General features: G+C 69.9%; 24 protein-coding genes. 9 read left to right on the top strand and 15 right to left on the bottom strand.

What is annotated here, in order from left to right; genetic code table 11:
- From LUU90_RS21905 to LUU90_RS21895, 3 genes are all read right to left on the bottom strand, one after another.
- A complete protein-coding gene (locus LUU90_RS21905) occupies positions 1 to 1,323 on the bottom strand; it encodes an ABC transporter substrate-binding protein (protein ID WP_275006077.1) in 1,323 nt (440 codons plus the stop codon).
- Between the two features lie 102 nt (positions 1,324 to 1,425).
- Positions 1,426 to 3,048: an FAD-dependent oxidoreductase gene (locus LUU90_RS21900; protein ID WP_275006076.1), complete on the bottom strand. Its 1,623-nt coding sequence runs from the start codon at positions 3,046 to 3,048 to the stop codon at positions 1,426 to 1,428.
- On the bottom strand, positions 3,045 to 4,181 hold the full coding sequence (locus LUU90_RS21895) for a LacI family DNA-binding transcriptional regulator (RefSeq protein ID WP_275006075.1): 1,137 nt from the start codon (positions 4,179 to 4,181) through the stop codon (positions 3,045 to 3,047). The genes LUU90_RS21900 and LUU90_RS21895 overlap by 4 nt, the downstream gene beginning before the upstream one ends.
- 270 nt (positions 4,182 to 4,451) lie before the next feature.
- Here LUU90_RS21895 and LUU90_RS21890 point away from each other — a divergent pair, with 270 nt between their 5' ends.
- Positions 4,452 to 6,161: a DUF1349 domain-containing protein gene (locus LUU90_RS21890; protein WP_275006074.1), complete on the top strand. Its 1,710-nt coding sequence runs from the start codon at positions 4,452 to 4,454 to the stop codon at positions 6,159 to 6,161.
- 85 nt (positions 6,162 to 6,246) lie between these two features.
- Here LUU90_RS21890 and LUU90_RS21885 read toward each other — a convergent pair whose 3' ends face one another.
- The gene (locus tag LUU90_RS21885; protein WP_275006073.1) at positions 6,247 to 6,621 is read right to left on the bottom strand and encodes a VOC family protein; all 375 of its coding nucleotides are present in this window, start codon (positions 6,619 to 6,621) and stop codon (positions 6,247 to 6,249) included.
- A 149-nt stretch (positions 6,622 to 6,770) separates the two neighbouring features.
- Here LUU90_RS21885 and LUU90_RS21880 point away from each other — a divergent pair, with 149 nt between their 5' ends.
- The gene (locus LUU90_RS21880; RefSeq protein WP_275006072.1) at positions 6,771 to 7,967 is read left to right on the top strand and encodes an NAD(P)/FAD-dependent oxidoreductase; all 1,197 of its coding nucleotides are present in this window, start codon (positions 6,771 to 6,773) and stop codon (positions 7,965 to 7,967) included.
- Positions 7,964 to 8,908, top strand: coding sequence for an RNA polymerase sigma-70 factor (locus LUU90_RS21875; protein ID WP_275006071.1), 945 nt, complete (start codon positions 7,964 to 7,966; stop codon positions 8,906 to 8,908). Before LUU90_RS21880 ends, LUU90_RS21875 begins: the two co-directional genes overlap by 4 nt.
- 52 nt (positions 8,909 to 8,960) lie before the next feature.
- Here LUU90_RS21875 and LUU90_RS21870 read toward each other — a convergent pair whose 3' ends face one another.
- From LUU90_RS21870 to LUU90_RS21860, 3 genes are all read right to left on the bottom strand, one after another.
- Positions 8,961 to 10,730: a thiamine pyrophosphate-requiring protein gene (locus tag LUU90_RS21870; protein ID WP_275006070.1), complete on the bottom strand. Its 1,770-nt coding sequence runs from the start codon at positions 10,728 to 10,730 to the stop codon at positions 8,961 to 8,963.
- Between the two features lie 313 nt (positions 10,731 to 11,043).
- Complete coding sequence (locus tag LUU90_RS21865) at positions 11,044 to 11,412, bottom strand: nuclear transport factor 2 family protein (protein ID WP_275006069.1); 369 nt, start codon at positions 11,410 to 11,412, stop codon at positions 11,044 to 11,046.
- A 106-nt stretch (positions 11,413 to 11,518) separates the two neighbouring features.
- Positions 11,519 to 12,556, bottom strand: a complete 1,038-nt coding sequence (locus tag LUU90_RS21860; RefSeq protein ID WP_275006068.1) for a helix-turn-helix transcriptional regulator — start codon at positions 12,554 to 12,556, stop codon at positions 11,519 to 11,521.
- A gap of 107 nt (positions 12,557 to 12,663) precedes the next feature.
- On the opposite strand from LUU90_RS21860, the gene LUU90_RS21855 reads away from it, so the two are divergent.
- Positions 12,664 to 13,131, top strand: coding sequence for a VOC family protein (locus LUU90_RS21855; RefSeq protein ID WP_275006067.1), 468 nt, complete (start codon positions 12,664 to 12,666; stop codon positions 13,129 to 13,131).
- A gap of 297 nt (positions 13,132 to 13,428) precedes the next feature.
- Here LUU90_RS21855 and LUU90_RS21850 read toward each other — a convergent pair whose 3' ends face one another.
- Together LUU90_RS21850 and LUU90_RS21845 are read right to left on the bottom strand one after the other, a co-directional pair.
- A complete protein-coding gene (locus tag LUU90_RS21850; protein ID WP_275006066.1) occupies positions 13,429 to 13,848 on the bottom strand; it encodes a hypothetical protein in 420 nt (139 codons plus the stop codon).
- A gap of 386 nt (positions 13,849 to 14,234) precedes the next feature.
- Positions 14,235 to 14,672, bottom strand: coding sequence for a hypothetical protein (locus tag LUU90_RS21845; RefSeq protein WP_275006065.1), 438 nt, complete (start codon positions 14,670 to 14,672; stop codon positions 14,235 to 14,237).
- Between the two features lie 333 nt (positions 14,673 to 15,005).
- Here LUU90_RS21845 and LUU90_RS21840 point away from each other — a divergent pair, with 333 nt between their 5' ends.
- The 4 genes from LUU90_RS21840 to LUU90_RS21825 all read left to right on the top strand — a co-directional run bounded on the left by LUU90_RS21840 (position 15,006) and on the right by LUU90_RS21825 (position 18,206).
- On the top strand, positions 15,006 to 15,503 hold the full coding sequence (locus LUU90_RS21840; protein ID WP_275006064.1) for a hypothetical protein: 498 nt from the start codon (positions 15,006 to 15,008) through the stop codon (positions 15,501 to 15,503).
- Positions 15,504 to 15,510: 7 nt separating this feature from the next.
- Positions 15,511 to 15,798 carry a transcriptional regulator gene (locus tag LUU90_RS21835; protein ID WP_123815438.1) on the top strand — a complete coding sequence of 96 codons (288 nt, stop codon included), beginning with the start codon at positions 15,511 to 15,513 and terminating at the stop codon, positions 15,796 to 15,798.
- A 602-nt stretch (positions 15,799 to 16,400) separates the two neighbouring features.
- Positions 16,401 to 17,831, top strand: coding sequence for an MFS transporter (locus tag LUU90_RS21830; RefSeq protein WP_275006063.1), 1,431 nt, complete (start codon positions 16,401 to 16,403; stop codon positions 17,829 to 17,831).
- A gap of 75 nt (positions 17,832 to 17,906) precedes the next feature.
- Positions 17,907 to 18,206, top strand: coding sequence for a carboxymuconolactone decarboxylase family protein (locus LUU90_RS21825; protein ID WP_275006062.1), 300 nt, complete (start codon positions 17,907 to 17,909; stop codon positions 18,204 to 18,206).
- Positions 18,207 to 18,562: 356 nt separating this feature from the next.
- On the opposite strand, the gene LUU90_RS21820 is transcribed toward LUU90_RS21825, so the two are convergent.
- The 5 genes from LUU90_RS21820 to LUU90_RS21800 form a co-directional block, all read right to left on the bottom strand.
- The gene (locus tag LUU90_RS21820; RefSeq protein ID WP_275006061.1) at positions 18,563 to 18,760 is read right to left on the bottom strand and encodes a hypothetical protein; all 198 of its coding nucleotides are present in this window, start codon (positions 18,758 to 18,760) and stop codon (positions 18,563 to 18,565) included.
- A 323-nt stretch (positions 18,761 to 19,083) separates the two neighbouring features.
- Positions 19,084 to 20,169 (bottom strand): redox-regulated ATPase YchF, encoded by a 1,086-nt coding sequence (gene ychF / locus LUU90_RS21815; RefSeq protein WP_275006060.1) that lies wholly within the window; start codon positions 20,167 to 20,169, stop codon positions 19,084 to 19,086.
- Positions 20,170 to 20,180: 11 nt separating this feature from the next.
- On the bottom strand, positions 20,181 to 20,972 hold the full coding sequence (locus tag LUU90_RS21810; RefSeq protein WP_275006059.1) for a DinB family protein: 792 nt from the start codon (positions 20,970 to 20,972) through the stop codon (positions 20,181 to 20,183).
- Between the two features lie 61 nt (positions 20,973 to 21,033).
- The gene (locus tag LUU90_RS21805; RefSeq protein WP_275006058.1) at positions 21,034 to 22,647 is read right to left on the bottom strand and encodes a hypothetical protein; all 1,614 of its coding nucleotides are present in this window, start codon (positions 22,645 to 22,647) and stop codon (positions 21,034 to 21,036) included.
- The gene (locus LUU90_RS21800) at positions 22,629 to 23,456 is read right to left on the bottom strand and encodes an ABC transporter ATP-binding protein (protein ID WP_275006057.1); all 828 of its coding nucleotides are present in this window, start codon (positions 23,454 to 23,456) and stop codon (positions 22,629 to 22,631) included. Before LUU90_RS21800 ends, LUU90_RS21805 begins: the two co-directional genes overlap by 19 nt.
- Positions 23,457 to 23,631: 175 nt before the next feature.
- Between LUU90_RS21800 and rmuC the strand changes: the two genes are divergently transcribed.
- A complete protein-coding gene (gene rmuC, locus LUU90_RS21795) occupies positions 23,632 to 25,113 on the top strand; it encodes a DNA recombination protein RmuC (protein WP_275006056.1) in 1,482 nt (493 codons plus the stop codon).
- A gap of 94 nt (positions 25,114 to 25,207) precedes the next feature.
- Here rmuC and LUU90_RS21790 read toward each other — a convergent pair whose 3' ends face one another.
- On the bottom strand, positions 25,208 to 26,245 hold the full coding sequence (locus LUU90_RS21790) for a 4-hydroxy-3-methylbut-2-enyl diphosphate reductase (RefSeq protein WP_275006055.1): 1,038 nt from the start codon (positions 26,243 to 26,245) through the stop codon (positions 25,208 to 25,210).
- Positions 26,246 to 26,277 lie beyond the last annotated feature (32 nt).

Below are 26,277 nucleotides of genomic sequence, written 5' to 3'. Positions count from 1 at the left end.
TCACTCCTCCAGCAGGGGCGTGATCGTCGAGCAGGTGTCCGTGAGGACCGCCTCGACGTCCGCGTCCTCGGTCCACAGCGCGTCGAGCTCGGCGCGCACGGTCTCCGACAGCTGAGCGAAGTTCTTGTGCGCCGGCTTGGTGACGGCGTCCTCCACGCCCTCCACGACCACGGCCTGCAGCTGCTCGGCGGTCAGGCTCGGGTTGGCGTCGGCCAGGGTCTCCGCGTTCAGGAGGGACGCGCGGGGCGGCGGGAAGTAGGCGGCGAGCTGCTCGGCGTTCTCGGGGTCGGTGAAGTGCGCCAGGAAGTCCGCGGCGACGTCGGGGTGCTCCCCCGCGGCGAACACGCCGATCCCGGCCTGCCCGACGACGTTCTGCTTGCCGGCCGGTCCCGCGGGCAGCGGCACGACGTCCCAGTCGAACGAGCCGTCGAGCGCCGACGCCCTGCTGATCTGAGTGATCGTCATCGCGGCGTCACCGGCGAAGAAGTCGGCGGTCGTGCCCGGGCCCGGCATGGCGCCGTCCTCGAACGCCGCGTCGTGGATCCAGGTCATGGCCTCGACCATCGCCGGCTCGGTGAAGGTGCACTGCGTGCCGTCCTCGCTCCACGGGGCGGCGGCCCACCCGGACCAGACCGTGGCCAGGTTCTCCCACGTCTGGTAGTCGAAGTCCCGGACCACGAGGCCCTGCTTGCCCGAGTCCTCGGCGGTGGCCGCGGCGATGTCCCGGGCGGCGTCGAACGTCCACTCCCCGGACGCGACGAGCTCGGCGGGGTCGGTCTGGTCCGCGGCGGCGATCTGGTCGGTGTTGACGAACATCGCGAACGGGCTGGTGGAGAACGGGTAGGCGTACAGCCCCTCGGCGTCCTCCCAGAGGCCGAGGGCGCTCGGCACGATGTCGTCGAGGGCGTAGCCGTCCGTGCTCTCCAGCAGCGGGCGCAGGTCGACGAGCGCCCCGCTGGCGACGAACTCCGGCGCGTTGCTCTCGAAGATCCAGGCCAGGTCAGGGGCGTTGCCGCCGGCCAGCTGGGTGGTCAGCGACGTCGTGTAGTCCTCGAACGGGATGGTCTCGAACGTCACGCTGGAGACCAGCTCGGGGTTCTCCGCGACGTAGTCGTCGGCGATGCTCTGGAAGAGCTCGAGCTGCGCCTCGTCCGCCGTCCAGACGGTCATCCGCAGGTCGACGGGCTCGGACGGGGCCTCGGGCTCGCCGACAGGTGCGTCGGTTCCTCCACCGCACGCGGTCAGGACGAGCAGCGAGCTCGTGGCGGCCGCGGCCACGGCCGCTCGAAGTCGGGGGCTGGGGGGTGTGTGCTGTGCAGACATCAGTTCTCCTTTGGACTGATCCGGGACGAGGTGTCGCCGGGTATGTCAGTGCGGGTGGACTCCGTCAGTGCGGGTGGACGCCGTCAGTACGGGTGGACTCCGTCAGTACGGGTGGACGCCGTCCGGCCAGCGCAGCTCGACCCCGGCGGCGACGAGCTCCGCCTGGTAGTCGGCGAGCAGGTCGGGCTCGGCCTGGACCGCGTGGGGCGTGCGTCCGGTGGCGAGGCAGTGTGCGGCCAGGTGGCCGGCGGCCTCGCCGACGTTCCACTCGACGGGGTGCAGCCGGTAGCACCCGTTGGTGATGTGCGTGGTGCCGATGTTCTTGTTGCCCGCGAGCAGGTTGGTCGTCCGCCGGGGCAGCAGGGCGCCGAGCGGGATCTCGAACGGCGTCGACGGCACGTCGATGTAGGTGTCGCCGCCCGTGGACGGGTGCAGGTCGATCCGGTACATGCCCACGCCGACGGAGTCCGCGTAGCGCGTGGCGCCCCGGTCGCCGCGTACGGCGTAGGAGACGTCGTTCTCCGTGACCGTCGTGACCGCCTGGATCCGCCGGGACTCGCGGTGGTACGGGGCCTGGGCGAGCCCGTCCGCGTTCCCCATGACGTCGGGCCGGAGCCGCAGGCCGGGGAACCCCGTGCCGCCGTCGGGTCGCGGTGCCTCGGTCTGCATCCAGTAGAGCATCGACAGGCTGAGCTGCCGGGCGTCGGCGATCCGGGCCTCCTCCACGTCGCGGGGCACGTCCAGGACGTGGCCGAGGAAGTAGTCGATGCTCGGCCAGTTCACCAGGCACAGGTCGCCCGCGTAGAAGCCCGGCTCGTGGAGGTCACGCGCGGCGATGCGGCGGAACAGCCACAGGTTGCCGTCGCCGGCGTTCTTCGACTGGTCGGCGTCGACCGCCAGGGGGTCGTCACCCGGGTTGGGTGTGAACGACCGCTGCTCCAGCGCGAGCGTGCGGGGGTTGGGCGCGGTCCAGGAGAGCAGCCGCTCACCGCCCCAGGCGCCCGGCGCGTACGAGCGCCAGAAGTCGTAGCGGTCGGGGCGGTCGATCGTGTGCTCGCCGTCGACATGCTCGACGACGAAGCACACGCTCAGGGCCTGGACGTTGTCCGGCTGGGCCTCGTCGGGAGCGCTGGGCTCGCCGGTCACGCGCGCCGACTCGAACCCGGTGACGTACTCCGTGCCGGTCAGCGGAAGCAGCTCGCCGGTCTCCGTGGCGTCGATCGTGTAGGCGGCGCTCACCGTCACCTCGGGACCACCGACCACCGAGGCGAGCGTCACCGAGGTCACCTGGTCGCCGTCGGTGGTGGCCGACGTGGGACGCACCCGCTCCAGGAGCCGGATGCGGCCGGTGGAGCGGTAGGGGGCGAGCATCTCCTCCAGCACGCCGACGGCGACCCGCGGCTCGTGGCACAGCTTCGAGACCCAGCCCGCGCCCGGGTTGAGCTCCGGCCACGCGCGTGCCGCGTCGGTCAGCGGGTAGCGACGGCGGTAGACGTCGCGGATCCCGTCGCGCAGCGCCCGGTAGCGGGCGGTCACGCCGAACCGCTCCACCCAGGGATGCTCGTCGGGCGGCACCGCCTGCGAGGTCAGCTGCCCGCCGATCCAGGGGTACTCCTCCGTGAGGACGACAGAGGCGCCACGGTCGGCGGCCGCGAGCGCCGCGGCGATGCCGCCGAGGCCCGCGCCCACCACGAGCACGTCGGTCTGCAGGTCTTGGTGGGTCACGCGGGGTCCGTCCTGTCGTCGGTCTGGGGTGTGTCGTCGGGTGTGTCGTCGGTGCGGGGCGTGTCGTCGGTGCGTGCGGGTGCGGCCGTGCCGCCCTCGACGTCGGGGCACACGAGGATCTGGTGCAGGTCGGCCTCGGCGACCGCGGGGGTGCGGCTCGCCTCACGCTCGCGCCTGGGGCTGTCGTCGGAGACCAGGCGGGACAGCAGGTACAGCGCCCGGGCGCCCATCTCCTCGCGCGGCACGGAGAAGCCCGACCAGTTCCTGCCGCCGCGGCGGGGGTGGTGCGGCTGCCCGAGCAGCAGGACCGACACGTCGTCGGGCACGCGCCTGCCGCGGCGTTCGAGCTCGTCGGCAAGCTCCTCCGGGTGGTTCTCGGGTGCGACGACGACCGCCGTGAAGCGCTGGTCGACGATCTCCGCTGCCGTGGCAGCGACGTCGTCGAGCTCGACGAACCGGGTGGTGAGGCCGTGCCCCTTCATGCCGCTTCGGTACCCCTCGACACGGTCGAGAGTCGGCTGGTCGGTGCCGCGCATGCCGACGTAACCGATCCGCCGGTGGCCGAGGGCGACGAGGCGGTCGATCTGCCGCACCGTGCCCCCGACGTAGTCGGCGCCCACGTACGGGAGCCGGCCCCCGTCGCTGCCACGCTTGCCGATGAAGACGAAGGGGTAGTTCGTGTCGAGCAGGTGCTGCAGCTCGCCCCGGTCCTCGTGCTGCCCGAGGAGCAGGCAGCCGTCGGCCACGCCGAGCCGCTGCCAACCGTCACGGGTGAGCCTGCGGCGCCCGTCCGCGACGGGTGCGCTGGTGAACAGCAGCAGGTCGACACCGAGCCGTTCGGCCGCATGCTCGATCCCGACCAGGAACGGGCCGTAGAAGTCGCGGCTGGCGCGGGGGAACGTCGCCTCGTAGGTGAACACGCCGAGGATCTGGGCGAGCCCGCCCGCGAGGCGCTGCGCGGCGGGGTTGGCGGTGTAGCCGGTGATCCGGATGGCGTCGAGGACGCGCTGGCGGGTCTCCTCGCTGATGCGTACCCCGGCGGGTGTGCTGCCGTTGAGCACGAACGAGACGGTGGCCTGGCTGACGCCGGCCATCGCGGCGACGTCCGTCTGCGTGATGCGGCGACGTGGCACGGCTCCTCCTTGAACCCGTTCAGACCCGGTGGCTGACGTCAGGAGTGTCACGGTCGGCGGAAGCGCCGGTCAATCTGATGATGCGCATTATTAGCAACTCCCCGGCGCGACCCCGTGTGCACGGAAACACCTGGCTGCGCCGTCGGGCCACCTCGGATGGGGCGCATTATCCAGCTGGGCGCTGGTAGATCTGATTACCTCCCTTGACCCCGCTCGGGGTCCGGCCGAAGGCTGACGCCGTCATGACACCGCGACAAAGGAGTACGCATCATGGCCGTCCTCACCCTGCGCCGCACCCTCGCCGGTGCCGCGCTGGCCGCCCTGGCGGTCACGGCCGGGGTAGCTCCCGGCGTGACCCACGCGGCGCCGTCCTCGGCCGCGCCCGACGGGCCGCCCGGGCGCGAGCTGCCGATCTTCACCACGACTGGTGCGCTGGTCGATCCGCTCGACGACACGCTCCCGCACAACCCCAACCAGGAGTTCATCTTCCCGTCGGTGTTCCACGCCGGGAAGCACCTGGAGGACCCGCTCGGTGAGTGGTACGTCTACTACGCGCCGCACGACGACCCGGGCGGCATCAACCTGATGTACGCCGACTCGCTCGACGGGCCGTGGACCCAGCACGAGGCCAGCCCGGTGGTCGCGAACACGTGGGAGGACATCTACGACGTGCCGCACGTGTCGTCGCCCGACGCCGTGTGGAACGCCGCCGAGCAGCGGATGTACCTGTACTTCCACGGTGACAACACGGTGACCAGGTACGCGACGTCGACCGACGGGGTGACGTTCGCCTACGGCGGTGAGGCCGTCACCACGGAGATGGTCGACGCCGCACAGCCCGGCCGGCACGCTACCGAGACGTCGTACGCGCGGGTGTTCCGCAATCCCGACCGCTCGTCACCGCACCGCTGGGCGATGTTCTTCATGACGAACTACGACACCAACGTCCGGCACATCAACCTCGCCTACTCGGCGGACGGCCGCGACTGGCAGGTCGAGCCCGAGCCGATCGTGACCCCCGGGCCGGTGGAAGGCATCAACGTGTCGGCCGCCGACCTGTGGCGGTGGAAGGGCCAGGACTACATCGTCTACGGCGCGACCGTCGGCACCATCCTCGCCCGGCCCGTCGACCGGACCCTGACCGACGTCGGCGCACCGGAGCCGCTCTTCGTGCCCCAGCCGGCCCCACCCGAAGCGGGCCGTGCGACGTCACCGCAGATCGTGCGGGCGGACGGCACGCTGCACCTCGTCTACGAGCACGGCGAGCGCTCGCACACCACCATCGCCCACGCGGTCCTCGACCCGGACGGGGTGCGGGACCCGCTGAACACCCGGCCCGAGGACCCGATGTACGCACAGTGCACGGGTGCGGGCTCCGACGAGTTCGACGGTCCGCTCGACCGGTCGCTCTGGTCGACGGCGGTGCGGGGCAGCCTGGACCGCTCGACCGTGGCGGACGGCGCGTGGCGCATCCCCACGTACCAGGGCAACTCGACGTCGGCGCCGCTCCTCCTGCAGCCGGTGCCCGACGCGCCGTGGGAGGTGACGACGCAGGTCACGCTGGACCCGCAGGTGAACTTCCAGCAGGCGGGCCTGATCGTCCGGCGCGACGACGCGAACTCGGTACGCATCGACATCTCGCACGTGGACGCCGGCAAGCGGTTCGACTTCGTCTGGCGCAGCAACGGGGTCGACCGGAACAACGCGTGGACGGCGGAGGACTCCGCCCTGGCCCCGCCCGGGACCGGCGACACCGTGTGGCTGCGGATCACGAACCACGGCACGTGGCTGACCGCTTCGTACAGTGTCGACGGCGAAACCTTCGTGAACCTCGGGCGCGCCGCTCCTGCTGACCAGCTCGCCGCCACGGACGTCGGACCGTTCGCCTACCGCGGCCCCGCCGCGACGCCCGAGCTCACTGCGGCGTTCGACTGGGTCCGGTTCACCCCGGACGAGGAGGAGCTGGCAGGCTGCGCGTGACCTGCCCCGACGGCGGCGTCGGACGCGCTTCCCGTCCGACGCCGCCGGTCGGCTGAAGGGCTGCCTTTGTCAGTGAGCGCAGAGATCAGTGGGCGCAGAGACAGAACGGGTGACCCGCCGGGTCGGCGTACACCCGCCAGTTCGCCTCCTGGTGGAGCTGGTCGGTGCGCTCCAGCACCGTTGCGCCGAGCTCCAGCACGCGCTTCTCGTCCGCCTCGATGTCGTCCACGTCGAAGTCGAGGTGCATCTGCTGCGGTGACTCCTGCCCCGGCCACTGCGGCGCCCGATAGCCCTCCACCTTCTGAAAGGCGAGCGGCGTGCCCTCGAAACCGCGCACCTCTACCCAGTCCGGATCGTCCGGGTCCACCTCGACCCGCCCACCCAGGAGCTCCGCGTAGAACTCGGCGAGCCGGACCGGGTCCGGGCAGTCCACAGCGACAGCCTGCAGCTTGCGAATCATCCTTGGTTCTCCTTGCTCTCGATCCGACAGACGCTGTGCCCAACCTATCGACGTCCGGTCTGTGTCGGGCGTCACACCGGCTCGATGTCACAGACCGGAAGCCCGCTCCCATCACATGGTCATCAGCACGGAACAAGGGAGCGGAAACGATGACCGAACAGCAGACACATCACGTGGTGATCCTGGGCGCCGGCTACGCGGGCATGGCCGCGGCCGTGCAGCTCGCGGCCCGAACCCGCCGCACGCGCGGGCGCCAGCCGGTCGAGGTGACCGTCGTCAACGCGGAGGAGCGCTTCACCGAGCGCCTCCGACTGCACATTTCGGCGACCGGCCAGCGCGTCGCCGAGCTGAGCATCCCGGAGATGCTCGACGGGACCGGGGCGCGGTTCGTGCACGGCTGGGTGACAGCGGTCGACGCCGAGGCGAGGTCGGTGCGGATCGACGACCAGGAGGTGCTGCGCTACGACACTCTCGTGTACGGGCTGGGCAGCGTCGCCGACACGACGCGCGTGCCCGGTACGGAGGAGCACGCCTACACCCTGAGCGGTCCCCGCGAAGCAGAGCTGCTGGCCGACCGCCTGGAGCAGCTCGACAGCGGCACGGTGGTGGTCGCCGGCACCGGGCTGACCGGCGTCGAGTCCGCGGCCGAGATCGCCGAGCAGCGCCCGGACCTCGACGTCGTGCTGGTGGGCCGGAGCGAGCCGGGGTCGACGATGGATCCCCGGGCGAGAGCATACCTACGGTCCGCGCTCGACCGGCTGGGCGTCGAGGTACGCGCGGGGGTCGAGATCACGAAGGCGCTGCCCGATGCCGTCGAGCTGGCGGACGGCGGACGCATCGGCGCCGACGTCCTGCTCTGGACGGGCGGCACGAGAGTGTCTCCCCTGGCAGCCGCCGCCGGGCTCAAGGTCGACGAGCGCGGACGCATCGTCACCGACAGCACGCTGCGGTCCGTCTCCCATCCCGACGTGTATGCCATCGGCGACGCGGCGGCCGTCCGCCAGGGGTACGGCGTGATGCACGGCACCTGCCAGAGCGGGATGCCGACCGGTGTGCACGCCGCGCTCTCGATCGACCGCGCGATGCGCGGCAGGCGGCTCAAGCCCTTCCGCTTCGGCTACTACCACACGCCCGTGAGCCTGGGCCGGACCGACGGCGTCGTCCAGTTCACCCGCCCTGACGACAGCCCGCGCCGGATCGTCCTGACCGGACGCACGGCCATGCGGTACAAGGAGACGGTGACCGCATCCCCCTGGCCCACCTACGGCCGCATGAAGAAGGTCCCCGCCTCGGGCGCGCTCTGGCCCCACGGTGGACGCCTCACCCGAATCCGTGAGGCGCGGTGAGCGACCCGTCGACGTCTACCGAGCCCGCCGGGCCCGCCGGACCTCAGGAATCGGTCTTCCACCAGCACCGTCGACTGCTGTTCTCCGTGGCCTACCGGCTGCTGGGCAGCGCGGCGGACGCCGAGGACGCCGTCCAGGACGCGTGGCTCAAGTGGTCGGCCGCGGACCGCTCGCAGGTGGCCGAGCCCAGGGCCTACCTCACGCGGATCGTCTCGAACATAGCGCTGGAACGGCTGCGTTCTGCCCGGCACAAGCGGGAGACCTATGTCGGGCCGTGGTTGCCGGAGCCGATCCTCACCGGCGGCGACGCCTCGGAAGCCGCCGTCGGGGCGGAGTCGGTGTCGATGGCGATGCTCGTGGTGCTGGAGACGCTGAGCCCGCTCGAGCGTGCGGTCTTCGTCCTGCGGGAGGTCTTCGGCTTCAGCCACGCCGAGATCGCCGACGCGACCGAACGCTCCGAGGCGGCGGTGCGACAGGCGGCTCACCGGGCCCGCGAGCACGTGCAGGCCCGCCGTCCGCGTTTCGAGGCGGACCGGAGGCAGCAGCACGCGGTCACCGAACGGTTCTTCGCCGCCGCCACCGGAGGTGACATCAACTCCCTGATGGAACTGCTGTCCCCCGACGTCACGCTGTGGACCGACGGCGGTGGCAAGGTCCGCCAGGCGCTGCGACCCGTGGTGGGCGCGTCCACGGTCGCCACGTGGTTCGCGGGTCTCGGGACGGCGACCTACCAGGGCATCGAACCGGCCGACATGAATGCGGAGCTCGTCGAGATCAACGGCGGACCGGGCCTGATGTTCAGCGGTGCGGGCCGCGTCGTCGCCACGATGACGCTCGACGTCGATGCCGGCGGGCGCATCACCGCCATCCACAACGTGGCCAACCCGGACAAGCTCCGGGCCGTGGCGGAGGGCACCCGGTACGACGTCGGGACGGCCTGACGCGGAGGTCGCGGGCTCGCGACGCCTCGTCGCGTCGTTCGGCAGGCGGGCCCTACCGTTCGTCGTCGCGCTGCTCGCGCAGCAGGTCGGCCGCCTGGCCGCCGTCGGGCTCGTGCTCGATCGCACGCAGGGTGGACTCCACCTTCTCCGCCGGCTGGCGGGGCGGCAGGAGCGGGGTGTCGGGGTCGACCACGGCCTCGACGACCACCGGCCGGTCGGCGGCCAGCGCAGCCGTCCACGCCTCCCGGACCTGCGTGGGTTCCTCGACCCGCACGCCGTCCAGCCCGAGGAGCTTGGCGTAGTCGGCGTACGGGAACGCGGGCACCGTCTGCGAGGTCGGGAACCGGGGGTCGCCCTCCATCTCCCGCTGCTCCCAGCTGACCTCCGCCAGGTCGCCGTTGTTCAGGACCAGGACGACGAACCGCGGGTCCGCCCAGTCGCGCCAGCGGTGCGCGACGGTGATCAGCTCGGACAGGCCGTTCATCTGCATCGCCCCGTCACCCGCGAGCGCCACGACCGGCCGATCCGGGTGCAGCAGCTTCGCGGCGATCCCGTACGGCATCGCGGACCCCATCGAGGCAAGCGTGCTCGACAGGTGCGCGGGAACTCCGTCCGGCAGCCGGAGGAACCGCGCGTACCAGTAGGTCACCGAGCCGACGTCGACGGCCACCTGCGCGTCGGACGGGAGCTGCGCGGACAGCTCGTTCAGGACCAGCTGCGGGTTGAGCCGTGCGGACCGCTGCGCGACCCGTTGCTCGATGACGTCGCGCCACCCGCCGACGAAGCGCTCGACGTCCTGGCGCCAGCCGTCCCGCTCGGGGAGCAGAGGCAGGAGCGCGTCCAGGGTGGCGGCAGCATCCCCGGGCAGGGCAGCCTCGACGGGGAACTTCGTCCCGATGTTGCGCGCCGTCACGTCGATCTGCACGGCTCTGGCCTGGCCCGGCGCCGGGTAGTACTCGGTCCACGGGTCGTTGCTGCCGACGATGAGCAGGGTGTCGCACCCGGACATCAGGTCGGCCGACGCCGTGGTGCCGAGGTGTCCCATAACTCCGCAGTGGTAGGGCAGCGACTCGTCCAGGAGCGGCTTGCCGAGCAGCGAGGTGGTCAGCCCGGCCCCCAGGCGTTCGACGACGTCGCGCACCTGACGCTCAGCACCGGCAGCACCCTGACCGACCAGCACGGCGACACACTGCCCCGCACCGAGCAGGTCTGCGGCGGCACGGAGCTGGTCGTCGTCGGGAACGGTGCGCCCCTGCGCGAAGGCTGTCGAGGACGGCACCACCCCGTGCGCCTGCTCGTCCTGGGCGGGGGCGTTGGCCTGCTGGACGTCGTGCGGCACGATGACGCACACGGGGCTGGACGTGGCCAGCGCGGTGCGGAAGGCGTCGTCCAGCACGTGCGGCAGCTGCTGCGGGGACGACACGACCTGCAGGTACTGCGCGCAGACGTCCTTGAAGAGCGTGTGCAGGTCGACCTCCTGCTGGTAGCCGGACCCGAGCGCACTGGTCACCACCTGGCCGACGATGGCCACCACCGGCTTGCGGTCCAGCTTGGCGTCGTACAAGCCGTTGAGCAGGTGGACGGCGCCGGGGCCCTGCGTGGCGAGGCACACGCCGACCCCGTCGCCGTACTTCGCGTGGCCGGTCGCCATGAAGGCGGCCATCTCCTCGTGCCGTGCCGTGACCAGCTCGACCCGGTCCTCCTGCCTGCGCAGGGCCGCCAGGAGCGGGTCCACCCCGTCACCCGCATACCCGAAGACTCGTGTCACGCGCCAGTCGACCAGCCGGTCGACGATCCCGTCTGCCACGGTCGTGGAGCTCATGCGTTCTCCCCGTGCTCGTCCGCCCGTCGGTAGGCCTGTCGGCGGTAGGCGCCCACGCCGGCGTCGGCTCCACCAGGAGGCGCCCTCGTCTCATCATGGACGGGCCGGGCGGCGCTCGCACGGGCCACGAGGCTCATGGCCCCGAACGCACTGCCGCCGCCGCGACCTGCCGCTCCGCCGCGAGAGGATGACCTGGTGACAGTTGGCGTGGGCTCTTTCCCTTGATCCTGGTCGCCCAGCGGGTGTATCGCCGGCGGTACCTTCGTGCGCTGCGGCACGGCGCTGACGGCTGCGCCGGCAGCCGGGCGCGGTGTCAGGAGCTGGCTGGGGTGTCCTGACTGAACGTGTTCCACCAGCGGCCGTCACGTTCGACCCACAGTGAGCTGATGAACATCGACTCCGGCTCAGCGCTGCCGGCAGGCTGGTGGTCGGCGCGATAGCAGAGCAGCACCGCATCATCGGACACCTCGATCAGCCGCGCGCCCTCGATGGAGTACGACGTCGTGATCGGCCCGTCCGAGAGCTGGTCGGCGTGCTCCGTTCTGGTGGCGAACCCCGCGGGGTACACGCCGAGGAAGTCCGCGGAGAGCAGCTCGTACTCGGCATCCGCGTCACCACTGACCAGTGCGTCCCAGACCTTCGACTCGAGGTCGACGAAGAACTGCGTGCTCCGCTCGGGCATCGGACCGTCCTCATTTCTGTTCTGCGTCACTTCTGCGTCGCGTCCGAAGCCACGACTGTGGTCACGGCGCCTGGGGACCGTGACCATTCTGCCCCTGCCGGAGGTGTCACGACCCGCGCCCAGCCGGCAGAAATCCTGCGGCGCGCGCGGCGCGGCGCGACAGCTCGGCGAACGCGTCACACAGTGCGGTCGGGCCGACGACCTCGATCTCCGTGTCGAACCGGGCCAGCGTGGCGGCCATCGCGGCCCAGGACCACGACCCGATCAGCAGCCGGGACCGCGCGGGGCCCAGCTCCTCGACCAACCCGTCGCCGGCGAACGGCGCGACCCGCGCGGCGGGCAGGTCGAGGATCACCTCGCCGCGACAGGGCCACTCGTCCACGCCCTCTGCGCCCCCTGCGCCTTTGAAGCGGGCGGACAGGAACGCGGCGACGTCGCCACCCGGTACCTCGCGGGGCGTGAACCGCGGCCCGTTCGGGACCCGGAGCGTCATCCGGTCGGCGCGGTAGATCCGCCAGTCCTGGCGGTCCGGGGACCATCCGACGAGATACCAGCGTCCCTGCCGGACCACGAGGTGATGCGGCTGGGCCCGCCGAGGCGGTTGCGGACCGTCGCCGTCCGCCCCTGCCTCCGCTCCTCCTGGCGAGCGGTAGTCGAACCGGACCTCCTCCCCGGAGCGGATGGCGGCGCTCAGCGCGACCAGGACGTCGGTGTCCGCCTGCGGGCCGGCCCCGCGGCCTGCCGATTCGGCCGCCGTGACCGCCAGGACGTCAACGCGCTGCCGCAGGCGCGAGGGCAGGACCTGCCGCACCGTGGCCAGGGCTCGCGCGGCGGCGTCCTCGATGCCCGCCCCTGTCACGACCGCGATCCGTAGTGCCACCGCGAGCGCCACCGCTTGTTCGTCGTCGAACAGCAGGGGCGGCAGCTCGCTGCCTGCCTCGAGCCGGTAGCCGCCGTCGGGACCCCTGGCCGCCTGAACGGGGTACCCAAGCTCGCGCAGGCGGTCGACGTCGCGGCGCACGGTGCGCTCGCTGACGCCGAGGCGGTGGGCGAGCTGCTCCCCCGGCCAGTCGCGACGGGCCTGGAGCAAGGACAGCAGGTAGAGGAGGCGACCCGAGGTCGCCGTCGAGGAGGCGATCGGCATGTCTCTCACACTGCCACGAGTTCAGGACGTTCCCTGTCCGGAACTGGTGACAGATTGCGTCTGTCGGCGGAGAACTCCGGCGATGACGACCACCTGTGAGGACCATCATGTCGATCAACGCTGTTGCCCACCTGAACTTCCATGGTCAGGCCCGTAGCGCCCTCGAGTTCTACCGGTCCGTGTTCGGAGGACAGGCGACCATCGCCACCTACGGCGACTTCGGTATGCCCGCCGAGCTGCCCGACGCCGCCAAGGTGGTGTTCGGCCAGGTCGTCGCCGACACCGGCTTCCGCGTCATGGCGTATGACGTCCCGGGCCAAGGCGCCCCCGTCACGCAGGGTGCGCCGACCACCCGTCGCGAGAACGGCACCACCGTCACCGAGGAGCCGTTCTTCCTCTCCGTCCGTGGCGAGACGGTCGAGGAGGTCCGCGCGCTGTGGGAGCGGCTGGCCGAGGGTGCCACCGTCATCGAGGCCTTCGGCCCGGCGCAGTGGGCACCCGCCTTCGGGATGCTGACCGACCGCTTCGGCATCACCTGGATCCTCGAGGTCGCGGCCGAGTACACCCAGTCCTGAACCTGGTACCGGATCACCACTGGACCTGAGCCGCAGCCGGGCCGGCCGTACCTCAGCTTCGGTCGTCCGATCTGGTCGCGGCCCCTGTCAGCCGTGCCGCTCCCCGGGACGCCGTGTTCTGCCGACGGCGGCCCGGGGCTCTGCGCTCTACCGGAAAGCGTCGACGTTGCGGGCGACCCAGTCGCTGAACGAGCGCGGGGCACGGCCGAGGACGAGCTCGGTACCGGGCGAGGGCGTGCGCTCCTCGGGGGGCCGGCGGTTGAACCGCGGTCCCCGCCACTCGCTGACGCCTCGCCGTCAGCGCCCGTCGCCGCTCGGGCTCCCGGAGATGGTCCCACGGGTGTCGATCAGCGCCTTCGCCTCGGGCTCCTTGAGGACCTCGGGCGTCGAGGACGCAAGCCCTCCGTCGACGTGGATTCGCTCGAAACGGCGGCGCATCACGCCGGGGAGGAGCACCACGCCCACCAGCCCCACCCAAGCCGGGACGCGCAGCACGATGCTGAGCCGGTCGAAGAAGGTGTTGGACCGGGCAAGGCCCTCGTCCAGGGCGTACAGGTCCGCGAGTCCGACCTGTCGGGTGGTGGTGTAACGCAGGTACTTCCGACCGGGTGGCGGGTCGCGCTGCGGGTCGGAGTGGTCCAGCGCCTTCGGGTACGACTTGATGACCGACCCGTCGGTCGTGATGTGCCACTGGCTCTGCGAGATCCGGTCGCTCATCGGGCCTGTCTCCTGGTTCGCTGTCCGGCGTGGCTCCTTGGTGCCCGTGCAGGCCACAGGCTATCGCCGAAGCGAAACTCGGCCGAGTCCCGTAGCCGGTCGATCTCCGCGGTGAGGTCAGCCGGAAGCCCGTCGCGGTCCGGGCTGAGCGCCGTCGCTGGATCGCGCCAGCACTCAGCCGGGTACAGCCAGACGGGGACAACCGCGGCGACAACTTCGTCCTGTCCTGCATCAAACGACGCAGCACAGTCATATAGGCCTACCTCGCGATGATCAACGCGATCATCTCTGTCCGACGCCTGGTCCGCGAAGCCTGGGCCACCCACCGCTGGGACACTCGCCCCGCCCGACGACCATGACCGCCACCCATTTACCCGCGCAATTTCTTAGCAGTCCCAGGTGAGCGAATACACCCGCTCGGTGCCTTCGGCCCCGGTGGAGACGATCCTCCAGTGGAAGTCCGCAGCGACTCGCACTTGATAACCCCTCTGGCACGTCACCCAGCCCGTCGCTGCGGTGTCATCGACGGGGTCCCACCCAGGGCTGCTTCCCGTGCTCGCGTTCGCCCAGGCGCCCGCGCCAGGAACTGTGTACTGCAGCACGACCCGCGTGACCGAGACGTCGAAGTTGGTGTTGTCGGTCTGGATGTCGGCGATACTCGCCCTGGCCTGAACCAGACCCGCGTTGACATCGAAGCGCACGCACCTCGTGACCCCCCGGTCCGTGAAGCACTCTGGAGAGGTGTGGGGCAGGGCGGCGGCTGGCGACGCCACAAGGAGAGATGCGACAAAGGTCGCAACGATCCCCAGGATGGTGAATCGCATTCTCGTTCTCATACGGTTGCCTTCCTCTAGGTCTACGACGTAGTCGGTACGTCGTCTACGACGTAGTCGATACGTCGCAAACCGGGAGGCTACGCATCGAACCGGCGACACGTTGCATCAACCTGCAACCAGCCTCGATGACTCAGGTGGTGCGCTGATTCAGCTGTCAGGTCGGGCTTGCGTGGCGTGACCGAACCCGGGCCACCACGTTCCCGCGGTCGGAACGTCAGGATGTGCCAGGAGATCGACGCGATGCGCAGCCAAGGCTCTCGCGTCCGATCGCCGCACCACAGGAGTGTCGGAGGCATGCCGCGCATACCCTCGCCCGCTTGATTGCCGATCAGCAACTACTTGCAGATATTGCAAGTGGTTGCTACTTTCGAGCGTGTGACCGACCGACCTTCGTCCGCGCCGTTCGACAACACACCCGTGACACCCGAGCAGGCTCGACAGTTGCTCGCGTCCGTCCCACGGAGACCCCGACGGCGGCTCGCGGCTGTCGATCACGTGTGCGCTGTCGCGACGATCGTCCTCGCCTTCGTCGCAGGTCTGCTCGCGCTCGGTGGCCACCCCTGGTGGGCGGTCCTGCCGGCCATAGGTGCCCTGGTCATCTCGCACTCTTGGCTGAGTGCACGCCGGGGCAGAGCCAACGAGCCGCGGCTCAGGGCGACCCTGGCCGTGAGCATCGCCTTCACGACATGGCTTTCGATCCCCATCTGGCGGGGCATCACTCGCGGCGAGACGATCCCCCTCCCGGAAGCGTTTCTCTTCGCGGGCCTCGCGCCGATCGCCTGGCTCGTGTTCTACCTCATCCTGCTGATCCGCCGCTGAGACGACGATGACGTTCAGAGATATAGACGCCCACCTCATCGCACCGAAGCGCTTCGTCACCCTGGCCCATCTGCACCAGGTAGAGCAGGCAGACTATCCAGCGCTACAGGAGGCGACCGAACTCTCGACGCCGGACCTGTCGAAGATCATCCGCGATCTCGAGGAGCGCGGACTCGTCCACGTCACCAAGGAGCGACGAACGCGGTATGGCGCGACCGTGGTGCGGCTGACGCCAGAGGGGCAGGAAGCGTTCAAGAAACTCCTGACCTCACTGAACCGCATTGCCGGGCAGTGAGCACGGGACAACCAGGAACCTGGACGTTGAAGCGTGCAGGGAAGCGACACACGAACCCGATTCCCCGTAGTTCCCCCACCCGGTGTGCGGCGAACCCTCTGACCGAGCCAGGTGACTATGACATCGGCCTCACCTACGCGAACGACCCGGATTCGTTCCGCCGAGTGTCTGCGGAGCGCCGCTGAGGCCTTCCTGACCCGTGAACCGGGTGCGTTCGAGGCGCACGTCGACCTCCGTGCCGAACACCGACGGCTCCAGCCCCTCGACATCGACGGTGACAGGGCTACCGGTCCCGCCGAGCAGGACCGTGCCCTTGCGCCGGTTCTGGTCGAGAGCAGCCAGGCCCTGCAGCGTTCCGGGCGTCTCCGGCTGCGGCGCGACCGTCTTGGCGCGGATCGAGGTCGGCGCGCTCCCAAGCCGAAGGAACCCGGTCGCCCAGGAGGCAGCAGGGTTCCTCGCTGTGCTGCGGTGTCGGACATCACGAACGACGCTACCCCATAGGGGTATATGGTACAGGTGCTCGTCGGCGAATCGTCACAGCCGGCGGGCACGACCATGCACGCGATCCCGGCCGGTTCCAGGCCGCACGAAGGAGAACGAGGATGACAGCGTCGACGAAGGCCCGGGCCGGGCTCCTGCCACTGCTGGTGATCGCGACGGCGCAGCTGATGCTCGTGCTCGACGACTCGATCGTGAACATCGCGCTGCCAAGCATCCAGAGCGAGCTGGCCGTCGACCCGGTGCACCTGCCCTGGGTGGTCAACGCCTACATCCTCGCCTTCGGAGCGCTTCTGTTTCTGGGAGGACGGATCGGCGACCTGTGGGGCCGGAGGCGCACGCTCCAGGTCGGCATCGCGGTCTTCGTCGTCGCCTCGTTCGACGGAGGCCTCGGTCAGAACGTCGAGATGCTCGTCATCGCGCGCGCAGTGCAGGGCATCGGCGCGGCACTGGCAGCACCGAACGCTCTGGCCCTGATCGCGACGACGTTCGACAGCCGAAAGATGCGCGACACCGCGCTGTCGCTCTACGGCGCGATGTCCGGGATCGGAATCATCCTCGGCCTCGTCCTCGGCGGGATTCTCACAGACCTGCTCGACTGGCGGTGGGTGTTCTTCATCAACGTCCCCATCGGCCTGCTGGTCCTGGTCGGCAGCCGGACGCTCGTCGCCGCCGAACCTCACGCCGGCCGGCTGGGGACCCTCGGCGCGGTGCTGGGCACCGGCGGCATGATCTCCCTTGTCTACGCGATCACCCGCTTCGGCGAGGACGGGTTCAGCGACCCGATCGCTTACGCCCTCGTAGGCATCGCCGCAGTACTGCTCGTCACCTTCGTCCTCACCCAGCGCACGAGCCGCAGCCCCCTCATCCCGCTGAGCCTGTTCGCCGACCGCAACCGAACGGGCGCGTATCTGACCATGCTGGGGCTCGCGATCGGCCCGATGGGTACCTTCTACGTCATAACGCTCTACCTGCAGCAGGTCCGCGACTACAGCCCGCTGCTCACCGGCCTGTCCTGGCTGCCCTTCGCAGCGGGCATCGTCCTCGGAGCCGGGATGGCGCCCAAGCTGCTACTGAAGGTCGCTCCCCGATACGTGGCAGCCCTCGGGGCAATGCTCGGCGCGTCCGGCGCGTTCTGGTTCTCCCGCATCACCGTCGGCACCGTCTACTGGACGGGAATGGCCCCGGCGATGCTGGTCATCGCCCTGGGCTTCGGGCTCGGCGTCATCGCGCTCACCCAGGCCGCCGTGTCCCGCGTCGACGACGACAAGGCCGGCATCGCCTCGGCCCTCCTGAACTCCGCCCAGCAGATCGGCGTCGCCCTCGGCCTAGCGATCCTCGCCGGGGTCGCCGCCACTGTCACCGCGGGGACGGGCAGCACCACGCCACAGGCGCTCGTGGACGGCTACAGCACCGCACTGGTCGTCGGCACGGGCATCCTGCTCGCGGCGGCGGTCCTCGCGCTGCTCACCCTCAGCAGTCGAGTGAACGCCGAGGAGTCGGCAGCTCCGGGCCTCGATCACCCGCGCGCGTGAGGCAAGCACTCGGCAACGGAAACAACCAGACGAACGGGAGCAGATATGCATTCGCACAACGAAGAAGCACGGTTCATGGCTGACATCAAGGAGGCCGCGCCGGAGATGGTCTCAGCCTTCTTCGGATTCGACAAAGCAGTGTTCAGCAAAGACACCGGAAAACTCGACCTGGCCACCCGGGAGCTGATCGCTGTCGGCGTCGCAGTGACCACGCAGTGCCCGTTCTGCATCGAGGACCACGCCAAGCGCGCCGTCAAGGCCGGCGCGTCCAAGGGCGACGTCGCCGAAGCCGTCATGGTCGCCGCCGCCCTACGGGCCGGCGGCGGCGTCACCCACGGGTGGAAGGCGATGAGGGCGATCGACGAGGACGAGTAGTCCCAGATATCGCCCAGCGGCCGGATGACGCACCCAGCGTTACCGCATGCCGCCGGACGGACATATCGGCGTTGTAGGCGAAGTCGAAGCAAATGCGCACGAGGACCGCCGAGGTGCACCACACTAAAGGCCGCTCGACCTCGAGGGAGCGGCCTTTCGTGGGCGGCAACCCGGAAAACCTTCGGCACGGTCGTGCCTACTGCCTGGCACTACTGTAAACGGCCCGCTTACGCCCTCTGGTACCTGCCCGTCGGGTCCGGGTAGGTTCATCCGGGACGGCGTGCCTGGATTCTGATTACCTGGCACGAGAGCATCCAGTTAGCGAACGCGTCCGAGCGAGTGCCCCCGTTCATCGGTTACTCGGGCGGGTCCCGCAGCGCGTGCGGGATGAAGTCGAAGTTGCCGCCGTGTCCTGTGTGGGTCAGCCCGTCCAGGAGCGACGGTGCGCCGGGCTGGGTGGGGTCACTGAACCACGCGATCTGGTCGTACTGATGATGGTCCTTGTCGTCGTCGAAGATCGTGTGTCTCGCCCCGGGTCTGATGGAGGCTCTCATTCCAGGGAAGCTCAGCCCGAGAAGCTCGAGGATCTCGGCGATCACATCCTCCAGTACTGCTTGCCGGGTTTGCCTGCCGTGGGTGGTCCTCTCCACCCGCCAGATGCACCGCAGCCTCCTTGTGGGGGAACAGATCGCCCTACCCGCCCCCCAACCCGAGCGCCGACCTGCGAAAAGGCCTCCGACCCCGTGGGGAACTGTGGGGGAATGGGTGGCCCTTGGAGGCCACTTCTGTCCACTACCGTCCCGGGGGGCGGAGGTATTGCCGCAGGTCAACCTGCGTCTGGGCAGGCCAGGAGATCAGGCCAGATGCCGGTCGACACTCAGACGTTAAATCTGAATTCGACCACGTCACCGTCCTGCATGACGTAGTCCTTGCCCTCGATGCGCGCCTTGCCTGCCGCCTTCACCGCGGCGACCGAACCGGCCTCGACCAGATCCTCGTACGAGATGACCTCGGCCTTGATGAAGCCGCGCTCGAAGTCGGTGTGGATCACGCCGGCGGCCTGCGGGGCTGTCCAGCCCTTGTGGATGGTCCAGGCCCGCGCCTCCTTGGGACCCGCCGTGAGGTAGGTCTGCAGGCCGAGCGTCTCGAAGCCGACCTTCGCGAGCTGGTCCAGGCCGGACTCCGGCTGGCCGGACTCCGCCAGCATCTCGGCGGCCTCGTCCGGCTCCAGCTCCACGAGCTCGGACTCGAACTTCGCGTCCAGGAAGATCGCCTGGGCAGGCGCGACGACCTTGCGCAGGGCCTCCTGGGACGCGGTGTCCGCGAGGCCGGCGTCGTCCGTGTTGAAGACGTAGATGAACGGCTTGGCCGTCATGAGCTGCAGGCTGGCGATCTCGGCCAGGTCGAGACCGGCGTCGGCGGCACCCTGGTACAGGGTCACGCCCTTGTCCAGGATCTCCTGCGCCTTCTTGGCGGCGGCGAACAGGACCGGGTCGCCGCGCTTGATCTTGACCTCCTTCTCCATCCTCGGCAGGGCCTTCTCGAGGGTCTGGAGGTCGGCGAGGATCAGCTCGGTGGAGATTGTCTCGATGTCACCGGGGGCGTCCATGGAGCCGTCGACGCGCACGACGTCGGGGTCGTCGAACGCGCGAGTGACCTGGCAGATGGCGTCGGCCTCGCGGATGTTGGCGAGGAACTTGTTGCCCAGGCCCTCACCCTCGGACGCGCCCTTGACAATGCCCGCGATGTCCACGAACGACACGGTCGCCGGCAGGATCTTCTGGCTCCCGAAGATCTCGGCGAGCTTGTTGAGCCGCTCGTCCGGCAGCGAGACCACGCCCACGTTGGGCTCGATCGTCGCGAACGGGTAGTTCGCGGCGAGCACCTGGTTGCGGGTCAGAGCGTTGAAGAGGGTGGACTTGCCGACGTTGGGCAGGCCGACGATGCCGATAGTAAGAGCCACGTCGCCACATTCTACGTGCCCGGCGCCAATCGTCTGCGCTCGAGCTCGTCGAGATCACGCTCTGCGAACCGGTGATGCTCCCAGGCTTCGTTGACGATCACCCCGAGGCAGCGCCATACGGGAAGACTGCGGGTCTCTGGCTCCCACGGCGGCAGCCGACGGGCCGGCGACTCGAAGGCTTCCTGCGTGAGGGAGTCGTACAGCGCGCGCACCTGGGCCGTGCGGTCGGCGAACGCCGTCTGCACCTCCTGGAACGACGGAGTCACCGTGACGTCGACGCCGAGCGCACGCGCCTCGTCGTCGTACTCGGAGAACGGCAGGCCGATCGGGCTGAACGCACCGTCGAGGCCCTGGATCCCGTGCCGCACCCAGCCGTCGACAGCGAACACCAGGTGCCGCAGCGTCTGGGCGACCGACCACTCGCCGTCGACCTGCTCGTCCACCGTCCCCGCGGGCATGGCGGCCACCCGGTCGAGCGTGGCCGACCAGGTGCGCAGCGCGGCCTCGAACGACTCTCGCTGCTCGGCCAGCACCTGGGATCGGGCGTGCTCCCTGCCGGGATGGCGACGGTTCAGCTCGGCCTCGATCAACGGCAGCACCTCGACGCCGTTGATCTTGAGGCCATCGATCTGCCCGTCGATGTCCGCGCCGGTCAGGTCGACGCCGCGCATCACCACGCGGGGCAGGTACGACTGGTCGAACGTCGCACCGTCCAGGTCGGTGAAGCGGAACCGGGAACCGGTCAGGTCCGCCGCGACGAACTCGGCGTCCCGCAGGTCGTCATCGGCCGTGAATCGCGTCATCGCCCCAGGCTAGGCCGGGTCACTGACACGACGGCTGACCTGGGGCGACGCTACGTCGACGTCAGGGGAACGACTGCACCTGCTGGAGCAGCTCCGGCAGGCGCCGGTCGTACACACGAGCGCCGAACCGCACGGCCAGCACCAGGATGAGGGCGCCGTAGAGGAGACCGACCGCAAGGGTCGCGATTCCCCACAGCAGTCCGCCCACCACGATCGCCGCGATACCCACCGCGAAGACCGGCAACGCCAGCCCCACCGTGACGATGAACCCGATGCCCTGCGACACGATGGTCGCCATCGCGGCACCCTGCGGAGACTTGAGCGGGCTCTCCCCCGGCTTCGCGACGGGATAGACGAGACGTGCCGAGACCGCGCACGACACACCTGTGCTCACCAGCAGGGAACCGAGCCCCAGCCCCATCAGTGGCAGCGTCAGGTGCCAGGAGTCGGCGACCCACACCGAGGCCAGCACCGTGGCGGCCGTGACCAGCGGCCCTGCGACCAGCATCGGGATCGCGCGACCCCACCTGTCCGTGCGGCCGTCGACGCCCGAGGAGACGTGCAGGGCGAACGCCGTGTTGTCGTAGCCGATGTCGTTGGAGATGCTGAAGCCGAGGATCCAGCCCACGAACGGTCCGGTCGCCAGCAGCATGAAGAAGCTACCGGTGCTCTGCCCCGCGAAGTACATGATGACCGGCAGCAGCGGGACGACGGCGATCGAGCCGGAGTAGCGCGGGTCCCGCAGCCAGTAGGTCGCGGTCCGTGCGGCGACGGCCCAGGTGGGCGAGGCCGGGACGCGGCCGAACGCTCCCAGCCCCTTCGCCTTGCTCCCGCCACCGCCGCCGACGGGCGGGCTCACCAGAGCGCGGGCCAGCGCCCGGTCCCAGATCAGCCAGGCCAGCCCGACGGTGCCGAGGGCGACGGCGAGCCGTCCCACAAGGCCTGCCCAGTCGCCGTCGTGCGCCATGCTTCCGAGAGACCAGGCCGCACCGAACGGCGTCCAGCCGATGACGCCGGCCACCTGCTCGAACAGTGGCAGGACCTGCGACCCCGTGCTCGTCTCCGAGCTGGGCTCGACCGTCACCTCGACACCGTTCGTGAGCCAGCTGACGAGCGGGCCGATCATCACGACGAGCACGACGGCCACGATCGCCACGACCTCGCGGTACCGCCGCGACTCCAGGACGGGAGCGAGCACCGTGGTGATCGCCCGGGAGCCGAGGACACACGTGGCGATCCCGAGCACCGCTCCGACGAGCGAGACGAGGAGCACGCCCGGCTCCAGGAGCCAGGCGAAGGAGGCCCCGAGCGCGAGGAGGACCGTCGCGATGCCGGGCACCGAGACCAGCCCCGCCACCGCGAGACCCATCAGGAGGGTGCGCCGGGGAATCGCGAAGGTCGTGAACCGCTGCGGGTCCAGAGTGGCGTCCACGCCGAAGGCGAAAATCGGGATGACCCACCAACCCAGGACGGCCAGGGCTCCGCCCAGGGTGATCGCCAGGCCGGCCCAGGCCGGGTCGCCGAGGAACCCCAGGCCCAGAACACCCGCGAGCAGCATTCCGACGACGCCCAGGGCGTACAGCGAAGCGACGATCATGCCGATGGTCTGCCAGACGCTCTTGCGGAACGTGTTCCCCATGAGCGTCAGCTTGAGGGTCAGGAACCGCGCAACCATGAGAGCCCTTCCGAGTGCTGACGGCCACCGACGAGGTCGACGAACCGGTCTTCCAGGCTCTGCTCGCCGCGCACCTCGTCCACCGTGCCCGCCGCGAGGACGTGTCCCGCCGCCATCACGGCCACGTGGTCGCACATGCGCTGCACCAGGTCCATCACGTGGCTGGAGACGATCACCGTCCCGCCGCCCGCCACATAGCTCTTGAGGATGTCGCGGATGTTCGCGGCGCTCACCGGGTCGACGGCCTCGAACGGCTCGTCCAGGACCAGCGTGCGAGGCGCATGGATCATGGCGCTGCCCAGCGCGATCTTCTTGGTCATGCCCGCCGAGTAGTCCACGACGAACTTGTCCGCGTCCGCCACCAGGTCGAACGCCTTCAGGAGGTCGTCCGTCCGTTCCACGACGGTGTCCTTGTCCATGCCGCGCAGCATCCCGGCGTACGTGAGCAGCTGGCGTCCGGTCAACCGGTCGAACAGCCGCACACCGTCAGGCAGCACGCCGAGTGTCGCCTTCGCCTGGTCAGGCTGCGCCCACAGGTCCACGCCGTGCACCCAGGCGGTGCCGAAGTCCGGTCGCAGCAGCCCCGTGGCCATCGACAGCATCGTCGTCTTTCCGGCTCCGTTCGGGCCCACCAGACCGTAGAACGAGCCGGCGGGCACATCGAGATCGACTCCGGAGACGGCGATCTTCTGTCCGAACCGCTTCCAGAGCCCACGGACGCTGAGCGCGGCGGACGGGTCGTGCGGGCGTGGTTCCGGGGCCGGTGCCCCGGGGATGCCTGGAGGGCTCGGATCGGCTGGGGTCGTCATGACACCCAACGTAGCGGTGCTGCCCGACACGTCGGATCCGACGCGAGGATGAGTGACGGGTGAAGGCCGTCCGTCGTCGGGAGGAGAATTGCGAGCCCGGGGCATACCGAAGGATTTCGACCGCGCGGGGTGTCACCGTGCCGGAGTGTCAGTGGCGCATGGCAGCCTGTCGCCCATGGACATCGTCGCAACGATTCTGCTGGCCCTCGGCGCACTCGTCGTCGGCGTGCTGCTGGGGTGGCTCGGTCACGCGCAGCGCGTTACGCCGGCGCTCCGCGACGCCGACATGGAGGTCGTCCGGCTGCGCGCCCAGGCGGAGTCCGCCGAGCAGCGCATCGCCGCCGCACAGACCCGTGCGGACGAGCAGATCGACGCCGCGCGGGAACGCGCCGCCGAACAGATCGCCGCCGCACGTTCCGAACAGGAGCACGCCCGCCGTCAGTTCCAGGCGCTCGCCGGTGACGCGCTGGACGCCAACAGCAAGCGTTTCCTCGAGCTCGCCGAGGAGCGGCTCAAGCGGTCGGCGTCGGACGGCGAGCAGGCGCTGGCCAAGCGCGAGGAAGCCGTGAAGTCGCTGGTGGACCCGCTGACCAAGGCTGTTGAGCTGGTGCGCAGCGAGGTGCTCCAGGCGGAGAAGGCCCGCATCGAGGGGCAGGGCGCGCTCGTGGAGCAGATGCGCAACGTCGCCGAGGTGTCGACCGAACTGCGCAACGGCACGGCGGACCTCGTCACGGCACTGCGCTCGTCGCAGACGCGCGGTGCGTGGGGCGAGCTGCAGCTGCGCAAGGTCGTGGAGTCGGCGGGCATGATCAACCGGGTCGACTTCACCGAGCAGGCGCAGGTCACGACCGACGACGGCACGCTGCGCCCCGACATGGTCATCAACCTCGCGGGCGGCAAGCGCGTGGTGGTGGACTCGAAGGTCGCGTTCCTGGGCTTCCTGGAGGCGCAGCAGTCCGACGACGCCACCTACCGCGAGCAGCGCCTCGACGCGCACGTCCGGCACATGCGCAAGCACGTGGACGACCTGGCCGGCAAGAAGTACTGGAACCAGTTCGAGCCCGCACCTGAGTTCGTCGTGATGTTCGTGCCCGCCGAGGCGTTCCTCTCTGCGGCGCTGGAACGCGCGCCGGAGCTGCTGGAGTACGCGGCGCAGAAGAACGTCATCATTGCCACCCCCACCACGATGCTCGCCCTGCTGCGCACCGTCGCGTACGCGTGGCGTCAGGAGGCGCTGGCGGAGAACGCCCAGAAGGTACTCACCGTCGGCAAGGAGCTGTACGCGCGCCTGGTCACCATGACCGGTCACGTCACCAAGACGGGCCGCGCCCTGGAGTCCGCGACGAAGAGCTACAACCAGATGATCGGTTCGCTGGAGCGCAACGTGCTCACGTCGGCTCGCCGGATGGTGGAGCTCGACGTGGTCGACGAGCGGGACTCGATCGACGAGGTCCGCGGCATCGAAGAGGTGCCGCGCCCCATCACCAAGCCCGAGCTGCTGGCGGCCGAGGAGGGCGGCGTCGTCGCCATCGACCGCGCGCAGGACACGGACGGCATCCTCGTGCAGCAGCTCGAGGTGACCGAGCTCGCGGTGACCGACAAGCGCGCCCTCGAAGCCGTCGAGGAGAGCGACAAGGGCAGCGCAGCCGCCGGCTGAGCAGCGCGCCTTGCGTGGTCGGTAGTACGTCAGGAGGTCGGCAGCTCGAGCTGCCGACCTCCTGACGTACTACCGACCACGCGCCTGCTGGATCTCAGGCCTGCGGGAGCTCCTTGCGCTCCTCGCGGCGCGGACGCTTGGGCTCCTCGCCGGCGGCCTTGAGCCCGGCGCGCAGCTCGCGCGGCAGGGAGAACATGAGGTCCTCCGTTGCGGTCCGGACCTCGTCAACGGTGCCGAAGCCGTGGTCGGCGAGGTGAGCAAGAACGTCCTCGACCAGGATCTCCGGCACCGAGGCACCAGAGGTCACGCCGACGGTGGTGACACCCTCGAGCCACTCATCCTTGATCTCGGTCTTGCGGTCCACACGGTACGAGGCCTTGGCCCCTGCCTGGAGCGCCACCTCGACGAGCCGCACCGAGTTGGACGAGTTCGCCGAGCCCACGACGATGACGAGGTCGCACTCCGGCGCGAGCTTCTTCACCGCGACCTGACGGTTCTGCGTGGCGTAGCAGATGTCGTCGCTGGGCGGGTCCTGCAGCGACGGGAACTTCTCGCGCAGGCGGCGCACGGTCTCCATGGTCTCGTCCACGGACAGCGTCGTCTGCGAGATCCACACGACCTTGTCGGGGTCGCGGACCACTACCTTGTCGACCTCGTCCGGCGAGTTCACGATCTGCACGTGGTCCGGCGCCTCGCCGGCGGTGCCCTCGACCTCCTCGTGACCGGTGTGCCCGATCAGCAGGATGTCGTAGTCGTCCTTGGCGAACCGCACCGCTTCCTTGTGCACCTTGGTGACGAGAGGGCAGGTCGCGTCGATCGTGTCGAGGCTCCGCGCCACGGCCGAAGCGCGGACGGCGGGCGAGACACCGTGCGCCGAGAACACGAGCCGGCTGCCCTCGGGCACCTCGTCGGTCTCGTTGACGAAGATCGCGCCGCGTTCCCGCAGCGTCTCCACCACGTGCTTGTTGTGCACGATCTCCTTGCGGACGTACACCGGCGCGCCGTACGTCTCCAGTGCCTTCTCGACGGCGACGACCGCGCGGTCGACGCCCGCACAATAACCGCGGGGCGCGGCCAGCAGGACGCGCTTGGTCTTGGTCTCAGCAGGACGCTCAGGGCTCGTGACGCTCACACCTGCAGTCTAGGGGCGGCGTGCGGAGGGCT

The organism is Promicromonospora iranensis (assembly GCF_028994775.1).
Lineage (GTDB): Bacteria > Actinomycetota > Actinomycetes > Actinomycetales > Cellulomonadaceae > Promicromonospora > Promicromonospora iranensis_A.
This window is presented reverse-complemented; position numbering and strand designations above follow the sequence as displayed.

Coding starts and splice junctions, on each gene's coding strand:
- LUU90_RS21905 (WP_275006077.1), bottom strand. CDS start 1,323: ATGTCTGCACAGCACACACCCCCCAGCCCCCGACTTCGAGCGGCCGTG.
- LUU90_RS21890 (WP_275006074.1), top strand. CDS start 4,452: ATGGCCGTCCTCACCCTGCGCCGCACCCTCGCCGGTGCCGCGCTGGCC.
- LUU90_RS21885 (WP_275006073.1), bottom strand. CDS start 6,621: ATGATTCGCAAGCTGCAGGCTGTCGCTGTGGACTGCCCGGACCCGGTC.
- LUU90_RS21880 (WP_275006072.1), top strand. CDS start 6,771: ATGACCGAACAGCAGACACATCACGTGGTGATCCTGGGCGCCGGCTAC.
- LUU90_RS21870 (WP_275006070.1), bottom strand. CDS start 10,730: ATGAGCTCCACGACCGTGGCAGACGGGATCGTCGACCGGCTGGTCGAC.
- LUU90_RS21865 (WP_275006069.1), bottom strand. CDS start 11,412: ATGCCCGAGCGGAGCACGCAGTTCTTCGTCGACCTCGAGTCGAAGGTC.
- LUU90_RS21860 (WP_275006068.1), bottom strand. CDS start 12,556: ATGCCGATCGCCTCCTCGACGGCGACCTCGGGTCGCCTCCTCTACCTG.
- LUU90_RS21855 (WP_275006067.1), top strand. CDS start 12,664: ATGTCGATCAACGCTGTTGCCCACCTGAACTTCCATGGTCAGGCCCGT.
- LUU90_RS21850 (WP_275006066.1), bottom strand. CDS start 13,848: ATGAGCGACCGGATCTCGCAGAGCCAGTGGCACATCACGACCGACGGG.
- LUU90_RS21845 (WP_275006065.1), bottom strand. CDS start 14,672: ATGCGATTCACCATCCTGGGGATCGTTGCGACCTTTGTCGCATCTCTC.
- LUU90_RS21835 (WP_123815438.1), top strand. CDS start 15,511: ATGACGTTCAGAGATATAGACGCCCACCTCATCGCACCGAAGCGCTTC.
- LUU90_RS21830 (WP_275006063.1), top strand. CDS start 16,401: ATGACAGCGTCGACGAAGGCCCGGGCCGGGCTCCTGCCACTGCTGGTG.
- LUU90_RS21825 (WP_275006062.1), top strand. CDS start 17,907: ATGGCTGACATCAAGGAGGCCGCGCCGGAGATGGTCTCAGCCTTCTTC.
- LUU90_RS21820 (WP_275006061.1), bottom strand. CDS start 18,760: ATGAGAGCCTCCATCAGACCCGGGGCGAGACACACGATCTTCGACGAC.
- LUU90_RS21810 (WP_275006059.1), bottom strand. CDS start 20,972: ATGACGCGATTCACGGCCGATGACGACCTGCGGGACGCCGAGTTCGTC.
- LUU90_RS21805 (WP_275006058.1), bottom strand. CDS start 22,647: ATGGTTGCGCGGTTCCTGACCCTCAAGCTGACGCTCATGGGGAACACG.
- LUU90_RS21800 (WP_275006057.1), bottom strand. CDS start 23,456: ATGACGACCCCAGCCGATCCGAGCCCTCCAGGCATCCCCGGGGCACCG.
- rmuC (WP_275006056.1), top strand. CDS start 23,632: ATGGACATCGTCGCAACGATTCTGCTGGCCCTCGGCGCACTCGTCGTC.